The sequence below is a fragment of the Streptomyces deccanensis genome (genome assembly GCF_022385335.1).
GTDB classification, from domain to species: domain Bacteria; phylum Actinomycetota; class Actinomycetes; order Streptomycetales; family Streptomycetaceae; genus Streptomyces; species Streptomyces deccanensis.
Genome location: NZ_CP092431.1, coordinates 6,812,396 through 6,829,741 on the forward strand (window position 1 = coordinate 6,812,396; position 17,346 = coordinate 6,829,741).

General features: G+C 72.1%; 13 protein-coding genes. 10 read left to right on the forward strand and 3 right to left on the reverse strand.

Annotation, left to right across the window (positions count from 1 at the left end):
• Positions 1-176 precede the first annotated feature (176 nt).
• From L3078_RS30375 to nudC, 5 genes are all read left to right on the forward strand, one after another.
• The gene (locus L3078_RS30375; protein ID WP_338059534.1) at positions 177-542 is read left to right on the forward strand and encodes an MGMT family protein; all 366 of its coding nucleotides are present in this window, start codon (positions 177-179) and stop codon (positions 540-542) included.
• A 311-nt stretch (positions 543-853) separates the two neighbouring features.
• Positions 854-4,192, forward strand: a complete 3,339-nt coding sequence (locus tag L3078_RS30380) for an ATP-dependent helicase (RefSeq protein ID WP_239757097.1) — start codon at positions 854-856, stop codon at positions 4,190-4,192.
• Positions 4,193-4,250: 58 nt separating this feature from the next.
• Positions 4,251-7,724 (forward strand): ATP-dependent DNA helicase, encoded by a 3,474-nt coding sequence (locus tag L3078_RS30385; protein ID WP_239757099.1) that lies wholly within the window; start codon positions 4,251-4,253, stop codon positions 7,722-7,724.
• Between the two features lie 10 nt (positions 7,725-7,734).
• On the forward strand, positions 7,735-9,147 hold the full coding sequence (locus tag L3078_RS30390) for a dipeptidase (protein WP_239757101.1): 1,413 nt from the start codon (positions 7,735-7,737) through the stop codon (positions 9,145-9,147).
• 95 nt (positions 9,148-9,242) lie between these two features.
• The gene (gene nudC / locus L3078_RS30395; protein WP_239757102.1) at positions 9,243-10,190 is read left to right on the forward strand and encodes an NAD(+) diphosphatase; all 948 of its coding nucleotides are present in this window, start codon (positions 9,243-9,245) and stop codon (positions 10,188-10,190) included.
• Between the two features lie 13 nt (positions 10,191-10,203).
• On the opposite strand, the gene L3078_RS30400 is transcribed toward nudC, so the two are convergent.
• On the reverse strand, positions 10,204-10,446 hold the full coding sequence (locus L3078_RS30400) for a mycoredoxin (RefSeq protein WP_045559070.1): 243 nt from the start codon (positions 10,444-10,446) through the stop codon (positions 10,204-10,206).
• A gap of 215 nt (positions 10,447-10,661) precedes the next feature.
• Here L3078_RS30400 and L3078_RS30405 point away from each other — a divergent pair, with 215 nt between their 5' ends.
• The 5 genes from L3078_RS30405 (at position 10,662) to L3078_RS30425 (ending at position 14,589) form a co-directional block, all read left to right on the forward strand.
• The gene (locus L3078_RS30405) at positions 10,662-12,884 is read left to right on the forward strand and encodes an ATP-dependent DNA helicase UvrD2 (RefSeq protein WP_239757103.1); all 2,223 of its coding nucleotides are present in this window, start codon (positions 10,662-10,664) and stop codon (positions 12,882-12,884) included.
• A 164-nt stretch (positions 12,885-13,048) separates the two neighbouring features.
• Positions 13,049-13,372, forward strand: coding sequence for a hypothetical protein (locus L3078_RS30410; RefSeq protein WP_239757104.1), 324 nt, complete (start codon positions 13,049-13,051; stop codon positions 13,370-13,372).
• A gap of 173 nt (positions 13,373-13,545) precedes the next feature.
• A complete protein-coding gene (locus L3078_RS30415; protein ID WP_005480495.1) occupies positions 13,546-13,914 on the forward strand; it encodes a WhiB family transcriptional regulator in 369 nt (122 codons plus the stop codon).
• Positions 13,911-14,234: a hypothetical protein gene (locus L3078_RS30420; protein ID WP_045559068.1), complete on the forward strand. Its 324-nt coding sequence runs from the start codon at positions 13,911-13,913 to the stop codon at positions 14,232-14,234. The genes L3078_RS30415 and L3078_RS30420 overlap by 4 nt, the downstream gene beginning before the upstream one ends.
• Before the next feature lie 145 nt (positions 14,235-14,379).
• The gene (locus tag L3078_RS30425; protein ID WP_239757106.1) at positions 14,380-14,589 is read left to right on the forward strand and encodes a hypothetical protein; all 210 of its coding nucleotides are present in this window, start codon (positions 14,380-14,382) and stop codon (positions 14,587-14,589) included.
• A gap of 47 nt (positions 14,590-14,636) precedes the next feature.
• On the opposite strand, the gene L3078_RS30430 is transcribed toward L3078_RS30425, so the two are convergent.
• Together L3078_RS30430 and L3078_RS30435 are read right to left on the reverse strand one after the other, a co-directional pair.
• Positions 14,637-15,992, reverse strand: a complete 1,356-nt coding sequence (locus L3078_RS30430) for an ABC1 kinase family protein (RefSeq protein ID WP_239757108.1) — start codon at positions 15,990-15,992, stop codon at positions 14,637-14,639.
• Positions 15,985-17,250 (reverse strand): TOMM precursor leader peptide-binding protein, encoded by a 1,266-nt coding sequence (locus L3078_RS30435; RefSeq protein WP_239757110.1) that lies wholly within the window; start codon positions 17,248-17,250, stop codon positions 15,985-15,987. The genes L3078_RS30430 and L3078_RS30435 overlap by 8 nt, the downstream gene beginning before the upstream one ends.
• Between the last annotated feature and the right edge of the window lie 96 nt (positions 17,251-17,346).

Genomic DNA, 17,346 nt, shown 5'->3' on the forward strand with positions numbered 1-17,346 from the left:
TTGGTCTCGTATCACCAGTCACCGCCCGCACGATGGTGGCATGCCGGGTGGGCACACAGGGGCATCAGGGTGCAATGCGGGGTCGCACAGTCTGCCCGAAGACCGCCCCCGGAGCGAGGCACGCACGCGTGGGCCACCACGTCCCATTGTCGGTGGGGTGGGGCAGGATGGGGCGGATGAGCGAGGAGAGCCTTCCGGCGGACGCCCTGCCGGAGTACGCGGAGCGGGTCCTCGAGGTCGCCGACCTGATCCCGCCGGGGCGGGTCATGACATACGGGGACGTCGCCGAATGGCTGGGGGAGAGCGGTCCGCGCCAGGTGGGCCGCGTCATGGCCCTCTACGGGGGCGCGGTTCCCTGGTGGCGGGTCGTCCGTGCCGACGGCGTCCTGCTGCCCGGCCACGAACTGAGAGCCCTGGACCACTACCGCGCGGAGGCGACCCCCTTGCGCGCAGCGAGCCGGGCCACCGAGGGCCATGTGCCGCGCCTCGACATGAGACGGGCGCGCTGGGACGGCGGCGGGGGTTCGGAGGGTCACACCTGACAGCTTCCGGCATCCGACGGACCTCGGTGCGACCCCTGGCCCGTACGGGGGACGCAGGGCACGTCGGTGCCATGCCGTACGTTCGTGGGGCGAGGGACGCACGTGCCGCGCGAGTCGGGAGGCGATCACGGGAAGCCCTGCTTCCGTACCACCCGTCGGCGTAGCGTCGGCTGCGCGTGTCCCCCTCACCCCCCGGCCACCCTCCTCGACGAGCGGCGCGCCGCGCACCCCTTTCCCGACCACCACCCCTCGACATCGGCGCACCGCGTCGACAGTGACACCTCGCACACCCACCAGGACCGGCGAACCACGTGAGCTCCTCTTTCTCCACCAGGCGCCTGTCGCACACCCAGGTGCGACAGGGGAGCCGTGGCGCTTACCGACTGGTGCGTACCCCACCGGCCCGGACGGACCCCCCTCGTCTGGACGCCGAGCAGCGCGGCGTGGTTGACCACGAGAAGGGGCCCCTGCTCGTCCTCGCAGGTCCGGGCACCGGCAAGACGACCACGCTCGTCGAGTCGGTGGGGGCCCGCGTCGCCCGCGGGGCCGACCCGCCGCGCGTGCTGGTCCTGACCTTCAGCCGCAAGGCGGCCGTGGAACTGCGCGACCGCATGGCGCTGCGCCTGGGTGCCGCACGGGCCCCCCAGGCCACCACCTTCCACTCGTTCTGCTACGCCCTGGTCCGCGCTCACCAGGACAGCGACCTGTTCGTCGAGCCGCTGCGTCTGCTGTCCGGCCCGGAGCAGGACGTGGCGGTCCGTGAACTGCTCGCGGGCCAGCCCGACCTCGAGCGCCTGGGTCTCGCGCACGTGCGCTGGCCGGACGAACTGCGCGCCTGCCTGACCACCCGCGGTTTCGCCGACGAGGTCCGCGCCGTCCTCGCCCGCAGCCGCGAACTGGGCCTGGCACCCGAGGACCTGCGCGCCTTCGCCGCGCGCATCGGTCGCCCGGACTGGCTCGCGGCCTCCGCCTTCCTCGCCGAGTACCTCGACGTCCTCGACCTGCAGGGCGTCCTCGACTACGCGGAGCTGGTCCACCGTGCGGTGCTCCTGGCCGGCCGCCCCGACGTCGCCGAGCGGTTGTCCGCGCAGTACGACGCGGTCTACGTCGACGAGTACCAGGACACGGACCCCGCGCAGGTACGGCTGCTGAGGACCCTCGCCGGCGGTGGCCGCACCCTGGTCGCCTTCGGTGATCCCGACCAGTCGATCTACACCTTCCGGGGTGCCGACGTGAACGGCATCCTGGAGTTCCCGCAGACCTTCCCGCGCGCGGACGGCCGCCCGGCTCCGGTCGCGGTCCTCAGGAACTCCCGACGCTCGGGAGCGAACCTCCTCAGCGCCACCCGTCTGCTCACCCAGCGCATGCCCCTCACCCGCCTCCCCGCCGAGAAGGTACGCGCCCACCGCGAGCTGCGGCCCGTACGGGACGGAGGGCGCGTCGAGGTCTACACGTACCCGACGCCGGGCACCGAACTGGACAACCTCGCGGACGTCCTCCGCCGGGCCCATCTGGAGGACGGCGTCCCCTGGAGCGAGATGGCCGTCCTGGTGCGCGCCGGCGCACGCACGATCCCCTCCATCCGGCGCACCCTCACCGCCGCCGGCGTTCCCCTGGAGATCGACGGCGACGACCTGCCGCTGCGCCACGAACCGGCCGTACAGCCCCTGCTGACGGCACTACGGGCGGTGGCGCGGGCGGAGCTCGGCGAGACGACTTCGGGGGCCTCGGCAGAGGAACCCGACGAGTCACTCGACCCGCGGCCCTGCTGGCTCGACACCGAGACCGCGCTCGACCTGCTCGCGTCCCCCCTGGCGGGCATGGACACCGCCGATCTGCGGCGCCTCGGCCGCGCGTTGCGCGAGGAGGAGCGGGCCGGCGGCAACCCCGTACCGCCGCCCTCGGACGAACTGCTGGCACGGGCGCTGGCGGAGCCGGAGCGGCTGGTGGCGCACGACCCGGTGTACGCGCGGGGCGCGCAACGCCTCGGCGCGCTGCTGCGGAAGGCCCGCGAAGGCCTCGCGGGCGGCGGTACGGCCGAGGAGGCGCTGTGGGCGCTGTGGGACGGCACACCGTGGCCCAGGCGCCTGGAGCGGGCAGCCCGGCGCGGTGGCGCGGCCGGACGCAACGCGGACCGTGACCTCGACGCCGTGTGCGCGCTGTTCGCCACGGCGGCGCGCGCGGAGGAGCGCACCGGCGGCCTGGGCGCCCTCAACTTCCTGGCGGAGATCGAGGCCGAGGACATCGCCGCCGACACACTGACCGGGCGCACCGTCCGCCCCGACGCCGTACGCCTGATGACCGCGCACCGCGCCAAGGGCCTCCAGTGGCGCCTGGTCGTCGTCGCGGGTGTCCAGGAGGGCCTGTGGCCGGACCTCCGCCGTCGTGGCTCCCTCCTGGAGGCCGACCGCATCGGCCGCGACGGTCTCGCCGAGCCGCTCACGCCGGGTGCGCTCCTCGCCGAGGAACGCCGACTGTTCTACGTGGCCGCCACGCGCGCGCGTGAACGCCTCGTCGTCACCGCGGTGAAGGCCCCCGCCGACGACGGCGACCAGCCCTCCCGATTCCTCACCGAGCTGGGGGTCGAGCCCAAGGACGTCACCGGCCGTCCCCGCCGCCCGCTGTCCGTGGCCGCCCTCGTCGCCGAACTGCGCGCCACCACGGTGGACCCGCGCGTGTCGGAGACCCTCCGCGAGGCGGCCGCCCTGCGGCTGGCCCGCCTGGCCGCGCTGAGCGACGAGGACGGCCGTCCGCTCGTGCCGTCGGCGCACCCCTACCGCTGGTGGGGCATGTTCGAGCCCACCGAGAGCAAGGTGCCGCTCAGGAACCGGGACCAGCCCGTCGTGCTGTCGGGCAGCGCCCTCGACCAGCTCGCCAACACCTGTGCCCTGCAGTGGTTCCTGGGGCGTGAGGTGAAGGCCGACGCACCCGCGACCGCCGCCCAGGGTTTCGGCAACGTGGTGCACGTTCTCGCCGACGAGGTCGCCTCCGGACGCACCCCGGCCGACCTCGATGTCCTCATGGAGCGCCTCGACTCCGTGTGGAACGCGCTCGCCTTCGACGCGCCCTGGAAGTCGGAGCAGGAGAAGCAGCACGCGCGCGTGGCGCTCGAACGCTTCCTGAAGTGGCATGTGATGGACCGTGCGGGGCGGGCCCCGGTGGCCAGCGAGCACGACTTCGACGTCACCCTCGAAGCGGGCGACTACGAGGTGCGCATCCGGGGCTCCATGGACCGCGTCGAGACCGACACCGAGGGCCGTGCCTACGTCGTCGACTTCAAGACGGGCAAGCAGTCCGTGAGTTCCGCCGAGGTGACCCGCCACCCCCAGCTCGCGGTGTACCAGCTCGCGGTCCGCGAGGGGGCCGTCGACGAGCCCTTCGGCGGCGTGCGCCCGGAGCCGGGCGGCGCCGAACTCGTCCAGCTGCGGCAGGGCGCCGCCAAGAAGAACGGCGGCGAGACCGTCCCCAAGGTGCAGGCGCAGGGCCCCCTCGAGGGAGCGGAGGGGGAGTGGGTGGGCGACCTTCTGGCCACCGCCGCGGGCAAGGTCCTGGACGAACGTTTCTCCCCCACCGCCGGACAACACTGCGCACACTGCGCATTCCGGGCGTCGTGCAGTGCCCGCCCCGAGGGCCGCCACGTGGTCGAGTGACAACGCCCGCCCGGCGGCCCCGCAGCCGCTGTCAGTGGCCGGCGTTAGCCTCTCTGGAATGTCCGCCCGTATCAGCGATCCCGAGCAGCTCAAGGAGCTCCTCGGCATCCCGTTCACCCCGGAGCAGACGGCCTGCATCGTCGCGCCGCCCGCTCCGCAGGTGATCGTGGCCGGAGCGGGCTCGGGCAAGACCACCGTGATGGCCGCGCGCGTGGTGTGGCTGGTCGGCACCGGACAGGTCGCCCCCGAACAGGTGCTCGGCCTGACCTTCACCAACAAGGCGGCGGGCGAACTCGCCGAGCGCGTCCGCAAGGCCCTGGTCAAAGCGGGCATCACCGACCCGGACGTGATCGACCCGGACAACCCGCCGGGCGAACCGGTCATCTCCACGTACCACGCCTTCGCGGGCCGCCTGCTGACCGACCACGGCCTGCGCATCGGCCTGGAGCCCACCTCCCGGCTCCTCGCCGACGCCACCCGCTACCAGCTCGCCGCACGCGTCCTGCGGGAGTCCCCCGGCCCGTACCCGGCGCTGACCCGCTCCTTCCCCGACCTGGTCAGCGACCTCCTGACCCTCGACTCCGAACTCGCCGAGCACCTCGTACGCCCCGAGGACCTGCGCGCCTACGACGCCGAACTGCTGCGCGAACTGGAGGGCGCCAAACTCACCAACGCGGACCTCCGCAAGGTCCCCGAGGCCGCCGCGGCCCGGCGTGAACTCACCGAACTGGTCGGCCGCTACCGCGCGGCGAAACGCGAGCGGGACCTCCTCGACTTCGGCGACCAGATCGCCCTGTCCGCCGGGCTCGCCGGACTCCCCGAGGTGGGGCGCGTCCTGCGGGAGGAGTTCCGAGTGGTCCTGCTCGACGAGTACCAGGACACCTCCGTCGCCCAACGCGTCCTGCTGGCCGGCCTGTTCGGTGGCGGCACCGGCCACCCCGTGACCGCCGTCGGCGACCCCTGCCAGGCCATCTACGGCTGGCGCGGTGCCTCCGTCGCCAACCTCGACGACTTCCCCGAGCACTTCGCCCACCCCGACGGCCGGCCCGCGACCCGGCAGGCGCTCAGTGAGAACCGCCGCAGCGGCGGTCGGCTCCTCGACCTCGCCAACGGTCTCGCGGAGCCCCTGCGGGCCATGCACGCGGGCGTGGAGGCCCTCCGGCCCGCGCCCGGCGCCGAACGCGACGGAGTGGTCCGCTGCGCCCTGCTGAACACGCACGCCGAGGAACTGGACTGGCTCGCCGACTCGATCGCCCACCTGGTGCGCACCGGCAAGGAACCTGGCGAGATCGCCGTCCTGTGCCGCACCGCCACGGACTTCGCCGAGATCCAGGGCGCGCTCGTCGCCCGGGACATCCCGGTCGAGGTCGTCGGCCTGTCCGGTCTGATCCACCTCCCCGAGGTCGCCGACCTCGTCGCCGTCTGCGAGGTCCTCCAGGACCCCGGCGCCAACGCCTCACTCGTCCGCCTCCTCACCGGCCCGCGGTGGCGCATCGGACCCCGCGACCTCGCCCTGCTGGGCCGCCGGGCCAGGCTGCTCGTGTCCCACGCGCGCGTGGACGCCGACGCCGACCCGGACCGCCGGCTCGCCGCGGCCGTCGAGGGCGTCGACCCCTCCGAGGTGATCTCGCTGGCCGACGCGCTGGACACCTTCCTGGAACTCCCCCTCGAAGCCGCAGCGGAGGACGACGGGCTGCCGTTCTCGCCGGACGCGCGCATCCGGTTCGCCCGGCTCGCCGCCGAACTGCGAGACCTGCGCCGCTCGCTCGCCGACCCGCTCATGGACGTCCTCCACCGGGTCCTCGCCGTCACCGGCCTGGAGGTGGAACTCTCCGCGTCCCCCCACGCGCTCGCCGCCCGTCGCCGCGAGACCCTGTCCAACTTTCTGGACATCGCAGCCTCCTTCGCGGCCAACAGCGCCGGAGAGGCCACCCTGCTCGCCTTCCTCGGCTTCCTGCGTACGGCCGCGCAGTACGAGAAGGGCCTCGACAACGCCCTGCCGGGCGGAGAAAACACCGTCAAGGTGCTCACCGCCCACAAGTCCAAGGGCCTGGAGTGGGACGTCGTCGCCGTCCCCGGCCTGGTCACCGGCACCTTCCCCAGCACCCAGGGCCGCGAGAAGTGGACCGCCCAGGGCAAGGTCCTGCCGCACGAGCTGCGCGGTGACGCCGACACCCTCCCCGACGTGGAGGCCTGGGACTCGCGCGGCCTGAAGGCCTTCCAGGAGGCCATGAAGGACCACCAGCACACCGAGGAACTCCGCCTCGGCTACGTCACGTTCACCCGCCCCCGCTCCCTGCTCCTCGGCTCCGGCCACTGGTGGGGTCCCTCCCAGAAACGCCCGCGCGGGCCGTCCGACTTCCTCACGGCCCTGTACGACCACTGCGTCGCCGGGCACGGCGAGATCGAGGCATGGGCCGACGAGCCGGAGGAGGACGCCGAGAACCCCGCCCTCCACGAGACGGCGGCCGACCACGCCTGGCCGCTCCCGCTCGACGACACGGCTCTGGCGCGCCGCCGCGCGGCCGCCCGGACCGTACTGGCCCACCTGGACGCGGCAGCCTCCCCCGACGACATGGACGCGGGTCCCGCCGACGAGGACTTCTCGGAGGACCCGTCCGCCGAGGAGGACACCGACGACTGGGACTCCTGGTCGTCGGACCGCCCCGCGCAACGCCCCCACGCGCGCGTGGATCACCCCGCAGCGGACGAGCGCCCGCCGTCCGTGCCGCACGCCCGCAGACACCCCGCCGCCTCCGGCCTCACCCCCGAGGAGGCCCGCACCGTCGCCTCCTGGGACCGCGACCTGGACGCACTCACCGGGGAGCTCATGCGGGCCCGCGCGAAGGTCACCGACGTACCCCTGCCGGCGTCGCTGACCACCTCGCAGCTGATGCGTATGGCCGCCGATCCGGACGGCTTCGCGCAGGAGCTCGCCCGCCCCATGCCACGCCCCCCGCAGCCCGCGGCGCGCCGCGGCACCCGCTTCCACGCCTGGCTCGAGGCCCGTTTCGAAGAGCTGCGGCTGCCCATGCTGGAGCCCGAGGAGCTGCCCGGCGGCGAGGCCGAGATCGCCGACGAACTGGACCTGGAGACCCTCAAGGAGGCCTTCGAACGCACGCCGTACGCCCACCGCACCCCGCACCGGGTCGAGGCCCCCTTCCAGATCGACATCGCCGGCCGTGTCGTGCGCGGCCGCATCGACGCCGTCTACCGGGCCGACGACGGCAGGGGCGACGGCGACGGGACGACGACGTACGAGATCGTCGACTGGAAGACCAGCCGCACCCGCGCCGCCGACCCGCTCCAGCTCGCCGTCTACCGGCTGGCCTGGGCCGAGCAGCAGGGCGTGCCCCTGGAATCCGTCGACGCGGCCTTCCTGTACGTCCGCACGGGGGACGTCGTACGGCCCCGGAACCTCCCCGGCAGGGACGCACTGGAGCGACTGCTCCTGGAGGAACCCGGTACCGAAGAGGGGCCGGAGACGGTCGTGGACGAACCGCCGGACGAGCATGTCGGCGCGGGCCGATAGGCTCGTGAGCATGAGCCAGCCCGTTGACAGCGACGTCAGCGTCGTCCGTACGTACATCGAGAACCACCGTGCCGCCTTCCTCGACGACCTCGTGGAATGGCTGCGCATCCCGTCGGTCTCGGCCCAGCCCGAGCATGCGACGGACGTACGCCGCAGCGCCGACTGGCTGGCCGCCAAGCTCCGGGAGACCGGCTTCCCGACCGCCGAGGTCTGGGAGACGCCGGGAGCCCCCGCAGTCTTCGCGGAATGGCCCTCCACGGACGCCGACGCCCCCACGGTCCTGATCTACGGACACCACGACGTGCAGCCCGCGGCGCGCGAGGACGGCTGGGACACCGAGCCCTTCGACCCGGTGATCCGCGGGAACCGGCTCCACGCGCGCGGGGCGGCCGACGACAAGGGGCAGGTGTTCTTCCACACACTCGGTGTCCGCGCCCACCTCGCCGCCACCGGCCGCACCGCCCCAGCCGTCCACCTCAAGATGCTGATCGAGGGCGAGGAGGAGTCCGGTTCCCCCCACTTCCGCGCCCTCGTCGAGGAGCACGCCGCACGGCTCGCCGCCGACGCGGTGGTCGTCTCCGACACCGGGATGTGGGCCGAGGACACCCCCACCGTCTGCACCGGCATGCGCGGCCTCGCCGAGTGCGAGATCCGGCTGTACGGCCCCGACCAGGACATCCACTCCGGCTCCTTCGGCGGCGCCGTACCGAACCCGGCCACCGAGATCGCCCGTCTCGTCGCCGCCCTGCACGACGAGCACGCGCGCGTGGCGATCCCCGGCTTCTACGACGGCGTCGTCGAACTCACCGACCGCGAGCGCGAACTCTTCGCCGAACTGCCCTTCGACGAGGAGCGATGGCTGCGGACGGCCAGGTCGACCGCGGCGCACGGTGAAGCCGGTCACACCACCCTGGAGCGCATCTGGGCCCGACCGACCGCCGAGGTCAACGGCATCGGCGGCGGATATCAGGGCGCCGGAAGCAAGACGATCATCCCGTCCTCGGCCATGGTGAAGCTCTCCTTCCGCCTGGTCGCCGGACAGGACCCGGAGCACATCCAGAAGGCCGTCACCGCCTGGGCGACCGAGCGGATCCCCGCCGGGATCCGCCACGAGATCACGTTCAGCGGCTCCACCCGCCCCTGCCTGACCCCCCTGGACCACCCGGCCCTGCGGGCGGTCGTACGGGCCATGGGCCGCGCCTTCCAGCAGCCGATCCGCCACACGCGCGAGGGCGGCTCCGGTCCCGCCGCCGACCTGCAGGAAGTGCTCGACGCCCCCGTGCTCTTCCTGGGCATCTCCGTCCCCTCCGACGGCTGGCACGCCCCCAACGAGAAGGTCGAACTCGATCTCCTCCTCAAGGGCGTCGAGACCAGCGCGTACCTCTGGGGCGAACTGGCCGAAAGCACCCACGAGGCACACTGAAGAAGGCCCCGCCCGCCCCAGCGCGCCCGCCCGCCGCACGCCCCGCCGAACCGCCCGCCCAATCAACCGTTTCACCGGGGGAGTTGGAAGCACCCGTGACCACCTGGACCGCCCACACCGCCGACCGCCCCATCGCGCTCACCGCTCCCAGCGGCATCGACCGGGCCGCCCACCACCGGCTCGACGAGGCCTGGCTCGCGGCGGCCTGGAGCCACCCCACGACCCGCTGCTTCGTGGTCTCCGGCGGTCAGGTCCTCATCGACGAGACCCCGGACGGCACCACCGAACTCGTCATGACGCCCTCCTTCGAGGCCCCGCTGACCGAGGCACACCGCTACTTCCTGGGCACCGACGCCGACGGTGTGAGCTATTTCGCACTCCAGAAGGACGCGCTGCCCGGCCGCATGGACCAGTCGGCCCGCCCGGCCGGGCTGCGTGAGGCAGGCATGCTGCTCTCGCCGCGTGACACGGGCCTCATGGTGCACGCGGTCGGCCTGGAGAACTGGCAGCGGACCCACCGCTTCTGCTCCCGTTGCGGCGAGCGCACCGTCATCGCGGCGGCCGGTCACATCCGGCGCTGCCCGGCCTGCGGTGCCGAGCACTACCCGCGCACCGACCCGGCGGTGATCATGGCGGTCACGGACGACGAGGACCGCATCCTGCTCGGCCGCCAGGTGCACTGGCCCGAGGGGCGGTTCTCCACCCTCGCGGGCTTCGTCGAGCCCGGCGAGTCCATCGAGCAGTCCGTGCGGCGCGAGGTCCAGGAAGAGGTCGGCATCACCGTCGGCCAGGTCGAGTACATCGCCAGCCAGCCCTGGCCCTTTCCCTCCAGCCTGATGCTGGGATTCATGGCCCGGGCCACCTCCACCACCGTGGACGTCGACGGTGACGAGATACACGAGGCCCGCTGGTTCTCCCGCGAAGAACTGCGGGCCGCGTTCGAGTCCGGGGAGGTGCTGCCTCCCTACGGCATCTCGATCGCGGCCCGACTGATCGAACTCTGGTACGGCAAGCCCCTGCCGACACGAGGTCACATCGGCTAGCGCCTGTCCGAGGTCACGCGCCGATCTTCTGCTTGACCTGCGCCAGCGAAGGGTTCGTGAGCGTCGAACCGTCCGGGAAGAGAACGGTGGGGACCGTCTGGTTCCCACCGTTCGCCTTCTCCACGAACGCGGCGGACTCCGGGTCCTGCTCGATGTTGATCTCGTTGTACGTGATGCCCTCGCGGTCCATCTGGCTCTTCAGCCGACGGCAGTAGCCACACCACGTAGTGCTGTACATCGTCACAGTGCCCGGCATGTCCCTGGCGCTCCTTCACGGTCTGAGGGGTGCGTGGTCGCAGTGAGTGGAACGTACGCGACGGGCCCGCCATTCCCCTATACGGGTGGCGGACACCACCGCTGCCCCCGCGCCGACGCACGGAACTTAGGGCGCCTGCCGCATTAGTACGACTGCGAGGGCCTGCCTGTGGACAACTTGCTCGGCAGTCTCCGGCGACCTGGCAGCATGGCCGTGTGACAGCAGCAACGCATTCCACCCTCTTCCCGCGGGTCCCCGACTCGGCCGACGCGGTGCTCGAAGGGCTCGACCCCGAGCAGCGCGCGGTCGCCACCGCCCTGCACGGCCCGGTGTGCGTGCTGGCCGGCGCCGGTACGGGCAAGACCCGGGCGATCACCCACCGCATCGCCTACGGAGTGCGGGCCGGAATGCTCCAGCCCGCCAGCGTGCTGGCCGTCACCTTCACCAATCGCGCCGCCGGAGAGATGCGGGGCCGCCTCCGCCAGCTCGGCGCCGCCGGAGTCCAGGCCCGGACCTTCCACTCGGCCGCACTGCGGCAACTGCAGTACTTCTGGCCGAAAGCCGTCGGCGGTGGCATGCCTCGCATCGTCGACCGCAAGATCCAGCTCGTCGCGGACGCCGCCGCGGCCTGCCGCATCCGTCTCGATCGCAACGAACTGCGCGACGCGGCCGCCGAGATCGAGTGGTCCAAGGTCACCCGCACCGTCCCCGCCGACTACGCTGCCGCGACGGCCAAGCACGGCCGCGAGGCCCCCCGTGACCCCGCGGAGATCGCCAAGATCTACGCCACGTACGAGGACCTGAAGCGTGAGCGGGTCGTCATCGACTTCGAGGACGTCCTCCTGCTCACGGTCGGTATCCTCCAGGACCGCCACGACATCGCCGAACAGGTCCGCTCCCAGTACCAGCACTTCGTGGTCGACGAGTACCAGGACGTCAGCCCCCTCCAGCAGCGCCTGCTGGAACTGTGGCTCGGCGACCGTGACGACCTGTGCGTCGTGGGCGACGCCAGCCAGACGATCTATTCGTTCACCGGCGCAACTCCCGACCATCTGCTCGACTTCCGCCACCGCCACCCCGGGGCCACCGTCGTCAAGCTCGTCCGCGACTACCGCTCCACCCCGCAGGTGGTCCACCTCGCCAACGGCCTGCTCTCCCAGGCCCGCGGCCGCGCCGCCGATCACCGCCTGGAACTGATCTCCCAGCGCCCCCCGGGCCCCGAACCCCGGTACACCGAGTACGCGGACGAGCCCGCCGAGGCCGAGGGGGCCGCCCGCCGCATCCGCGACCTCATCGCCTCCGGAGTTCCCGCGAGCGAGATCGCCATCCTGTTCCGCACCAACTCCCAGTCCGAGACCTACGAGCAGGCCCTCGCGGACGCCGGAGTGCCGTACCAGCTGCGCGGCGCGGAACGGTTCTTCGACCGGCCCGAGGTGCGCAAGGCGGGGGCCGCGCTGAGGGCGGCCGCGCGGTTCGGGGGCAACGACACCCTCCTCGAGGAGGCCGTCGACCTGCCCTCACAGGTACGGGCCGTGCTGTCCGGCGAGGGCTGGACCGGCGAGCCACCGGCCGGCTCCGGAGCGGTCAGGGAACGCTGGGAGTCGCTGGCGGCCCTGGTGAACCTGGCCCACGACTTCGCCGCCGCCAAGCCCGACGCCACGCTCGGCGACCTGGTCGCGGAACTCGACGAACGGGCAGGCGCCCAGCACGCCCCGACCGTGCAGGGCGTCACCCTCGCCTCGCTGCACTCCGCGAAGGGCCTGGAGTGGGACGTCGTCTTCCTCGTCGGGGTCGCCGAGGGCATGATGCCGATCACCTACGCGAGAACGGACGAACAGATCGAGGAGGAGCGACGCCTCCTCTACGTGGGCGTGACCCGCGCGCGCGAACAGCTCTCCGTCTCCTGGTCCCTGTCCCGCTCACCCGGCAGCCGCCCCAACCGCCGCCCCAGCAGATTCCTCAACGGCCTGCGTCCAGGATCCACCGCCACCGTGGGCCGCACCGGCACAGGTGGCTCGGGAGGCGTCGAACCGGGCTCCCCGGGCCGTCGGACGGGCGACCTCGCGGGCAGCGGCACAGAGGGGGCACCACGCCGCACCAGCCGCACCCCGGCGCGCTGTCGTGTCTGCGGGCGCACCCTGCGGGACGCCGGCGAGATGAAGCTGATGCGCTGCGAGGACTGCCCCTCCGACATGGACGAGGGCCTCTACGAGCGTTTGCGGGAGTGGCGCGCGGTCCAGGCGCAGCGCAGTGGCCAACCCGACTTCTGTGTCTTCACGGACCGGACCCTGATGGCGATCGCGGAAGCGGGGCCGAGCACTCCGGTTGAACTGGGTCGCATCCCGGGCGTCCGAGCCCGCAAGCTGCAGCGGTACGGCGCCGATGTTCTCGACATCTGCGCAGGTCGGGAGCCTGAGCTCAAGGACGGGAACGACTGATGCGAACTCGTCGAAAAAATAGTTTGCGCATGCCCCAGCAATCCCCATAGGTTCTTAGGCACGAGAGCAGCGGCCTTCTCGAAGGCCCTGGTTTCGTGATGTACTTCATATCCGTCGGATTGGTTCGCGCCGGTCCCCCAAGACGCCGAGAGGAGGCGAGTCCAGTGATCAGCATCAACACCAGCTACATCAGCACGGTCAAAATGACCGATCGCTCGGCCGTCTCCCTGTGCATGCTCGGCGTCTCGAACCTGGGCACCGGTCTGTCCGCCATCAGTGGCGGCCGTCCGGCGTCCTCCGTGTCTCTGACGGGTCTCCCCGTCCGTGAGCGCAATGAGCGACCGACCAAGGCACTGGAAGCAGCAGTAGAGGCACAGGCCCAGGCCTATGTCTTCGCGGCGGCCGGTGCCGGATTCCGGAAGCAGACGACGCAGCACCACTGGATGTGGGCCTTCCGTGGGCCTGAACCCTGGAGTGATCCAGCCTGATCGACGATCAGGCCGGCGCCTTCAGGGCCGCGGAACCCCATCCGGGATCCGCGGCCCTTCTGTTTGTCCCCGACCGGGGACTACAGAGCGAAGGGGCCTCGGGACAAGAAAAGAACCCGGTACCAGCCGCCACCGGCCAACAGGCCGGAACGACCAGACGAGGAAGACGAACCGTGCAACTCGAAGCGCACGCCCCGTCCGTACCGCCTTCCGAAACGATCCCCCCGCCCGGCCTCACGGAGGACTCCACCTTGACCCCGCTCACCGCGCTCACCGCGCTCGACGACGCCATCGAGAACCTCGGCGTACCCGTCCCCTGCCGCTCCTACGACCCGGAGGTCTTCTTCGCCGAGTCGCCGGCCGATGTCGAGTACGCCAAGTCCCTCTGCCGCACCTGCCCGCTGATGGAGGCCTGCCTCGCCGGCGCCAAGGAGCGGCGTGAGCCCTGGGGCGTCTGGGGTGGCGAGCTCTTCGTCCAGGGTGTTGTCGTGGCCCGCAAGCGGCCTCGTGGTCGCCCGCGCAAGAACCCGGTCACGGCATGAACATCACCGGAACGATCGACCGCCCTCTCACGCACGACCCCAAGAAGCAGGCCCCGATGAAGCCGTCCACGAGCGAGCCCGCAGGCTCCGCGACACCTGATTTCACCACCACCGGCGCGAACGCCTCGCGTCAGAACAGGACCCGAGAAATGCATCTCATGCCAGAAGCCCTGGCTCGTGCGCATATGCACGAGCGCCTGCACCAGGCTGAGCAGGAACGCCGGGCCATGCGCCTGGCGGTCGCTCAGCGGATGCAGCGCAGGGCCGAGCGCGCCTCGCTGCGCGCCCGCCGTGCGCTCGCCATGGCGGTCATGCAGTAGCCGCCACGCGGCGACCGGCATGATCCGGCCTTGACAGGCTGTCACCATCACCAGCAGTGGCTCCCGCGGGGGCCGGTCCGAAGGGACCGGCCCCCGCGGTGCGTTGTGCCCACGGATCCGCCGAGGGCGGCGATATCGTCGCCGGGTGACGAGTCTTTCCGGGGACAATGACCAGGGCGGCCCCGCCGCGGAACCCCAGACCCTCGTGTGCGCCCGCTGCGGCATCACCGCCGAGGCCCCTCGACCTCTGTGGATCTGTTCCGTGGAGAACGGCGCTCGGCACTACTTCTGCGAGACCTGCGCCAGGCAGAATCTGCGCGCGATCGAGGGCAGGTTGGACTCGGCCTGGTGGTGAACCACCCTCGCCGAACCCCCTCACCGAACCCGCCCCGGCCGAACCCGCTACGCCTCCGCGGCCGACTCGCCCTCCTCCTCTTCGTACAGGAAACCCGGTAGCCACTCCTCCAGCTCGTCGCGCATACGGACCGTCGCGCCGAGTTGGCACAGGACGCCGATGGTGCTCAGGGTCACCCGGTGGATGAGGAGGTAGGACGGGGGCAGGTTGAGCTGCTTGCCCAACTGGTGGGCGGGGGAACGCGGGTCGGCGATCCTGGCGGCCTGGCTGCGCATCCAACCGCGGGCGAAGGTGAACTCGTCCGCCCGGACCGGCTCGATGATGGGGTGCAGGTAGTCGAGGACGGCGTCCGGGTCCAGGTCTATCGACTCCTTCACGAAACCCTCCGTACGAAGCATTTCGTAGACCGCCTCGGCCTCGCCCTCGATGGTCAGCCGCAGGGCCTCGCCGATCGGGGTCGGCAGGCCGCCCGGCAGTCGGTCCACCGTGCCGAAGTCGAGGACGCCGAGGCGCCAACCGCTCTTCTCGTCGGGCAGGAGGCGGAAGTTCCCCGGATGCGGGTCGGCGTGCAGGAGGCCGGTGCGGGCCGGACCCGAGAACAGGAACCGGGTCAGCAGCTGGCCCGCCCGGTCGCGCTGCTCCTGTGAGCCGTCGGTGATCACCTCGGAGAGAGGGGTGCCCTCCATCCACTCGGTCACCAGCACCTGCTCGCACTGGTGCACCACGGCCGGGACCACCACGTCCGGGTCGCCCGCGAACTCCTCCGCGTGCGCCTGCTGGGCCTGAGCCTCCAGCCCGTAGTCGAGCTCCTCGGAGACACGGTCCCGCAGCTCCGCGATGAGCGGCTTGATGTCCATCCCCGGGATCAGCGGGCCCAACAGACGGGCGAACCGGCTGAGTTGACCGAGGTCGGAGAGGAGGGCCTCGCCCGCCCCCGGATACTGCACCTTGACCGCGACCTCTCGGCCGTCGTGCCACACCGCCCGGTGCACCTGGCCGATCGAGGCAGCAGCCGCCGGCTTGTCCTCGAACTCGAGGAACAGCTCCTGCCAGTCCGCTCCGATGCGCTCCTCCAGCACGGCGTGCACCGTGCGCGTCGGCATCGGGGGTGCCGCGTCCTGGAGCTTCGTCAGAGCCGCGCGGTAGGGGCCCGCGACCTCCTCGGGAAGCGCCGACTCGAAGACGGACAGGGCTTGCCCGAACTTCATCGCGCCACCCTTCAGCTCGCCCAGGACCTTGAACAGCTGCTCCGCCGTGCGCTGCTGGAGTTCACGGCCCACGAGCTCCGCCGATTCGCCGACGATCCGCTTGCCGAGTCCCCAGGTGGCCCGGCCTGCGATGCCGAGCGGAAGCGCGGCGAGCTTGGCGGTCCGGGTGACCGCCTTCCGGGGAAGATCAGACATGCGCCCTCCAACTCTCAGCAGGCCGTGCCGCGTGTGCCTTGCGGGACAACCTCGTTGACCGCTGATGCCCCGCCATTGTCTCGTGCGCCTCCCCCTCCTTTGGGGTGTGTTCCCCGTTACCTTTCCCGGCGGCCCCTTTTTCAGCGGCCAAGCAGGAACACGCAGGGTGGGGCCACACCGGACGCGAGTGCCAGTCGAGCCCCGGTACCGAGACCTCCCAGCGGGCGCCCGCGCTGGACGGCGTCCGCCCGTCGAGGAAGGCGAGCGCGTGCGCCGCGGCCAGTCCGGCGACGGTCGTGGCCAGGGCCAGGTCGCACGCCTCCACCTGGTGCGGGCGTCCGGACCTCCACTGTGCGACCAGCCGGGGCCACGTCTCGTCGCGGTCGGTACGGCTCTGTTCCAGGCAGCCCGCGCAACCCGTCTCACCCGGCAGGACCAGAGGGCCGACCACGCCCGTCCCCTCGACCACGCCCGCATAGAGGTGGGGCGTGCCCGAAGCGATGAGCGGCTCGGCGGCCAGAGGCCGTGGAGCGTGGACGTCGGCCCCGTCGCGAGAGGCGAGGATCACCAGCGAGAAGCCGGCCTCCTCGCGGAGACGGTCCACCGACAGATCCCCGGGCGGAGCCGCCGGTGGCCGGGAGCCGCGGCGACGTCGGGGCGGGCGATCGGGTGCCGCGTGGCGAGCCGCACGCCGGGCCGCCGAGTCCCTGCGCTCACCGATCGCTTCGGCCGGCAGCCCACCCGGCGCCACGTCGCCCGGCGCGACCCGGCCGACATCGCGGACGTCGACCTCGCCGACCCCTGCGCCCGACAACAGGGACGCGAGCACCGACCCCACGCGCCCCGCGCCGCGCACCTGCACTCTCAGTGACCGGCGCGCGGCCAGACGACTCATGGCGTCCCCGGGCTCGGGGGCGATCAGTGAGAGCGTGGCGGCGTCGGGACGCAGCCGGTCCAGGACCGCCGATTTGGCGCGCAGCTCGTCGGCGGCCGGACCGCCGCCCGTGGCGTCGTCCAGCAGGCCGGACCGGGACAGACGGTCCACCAGCCCGTCCACATGACCGTCCGGCAGGCCCATCCGGCGCCCCTCCTCGCGCAGGAGCGGCAACCCGCGCGTGCCGTCGAGCAGGGCGAGAAAACTGCCTGTCGCCATGTCCATCGGGCCCAGCACCATGGCGTGCGCCGGTGCCAGACCGAACTGCACGGTGTTGAGATCCCGCCAGCCGCGCCGTAGCGCGGGCTTCACCATCGGATGCATGCTCGGCCCCCCGTAGCCAGAGATCGGTCTCGTCCGCCGACGGTGCGAGTGCCTGGTCCGCCGACGAGTGCCAGCATGCACGGACAGCGACGAACT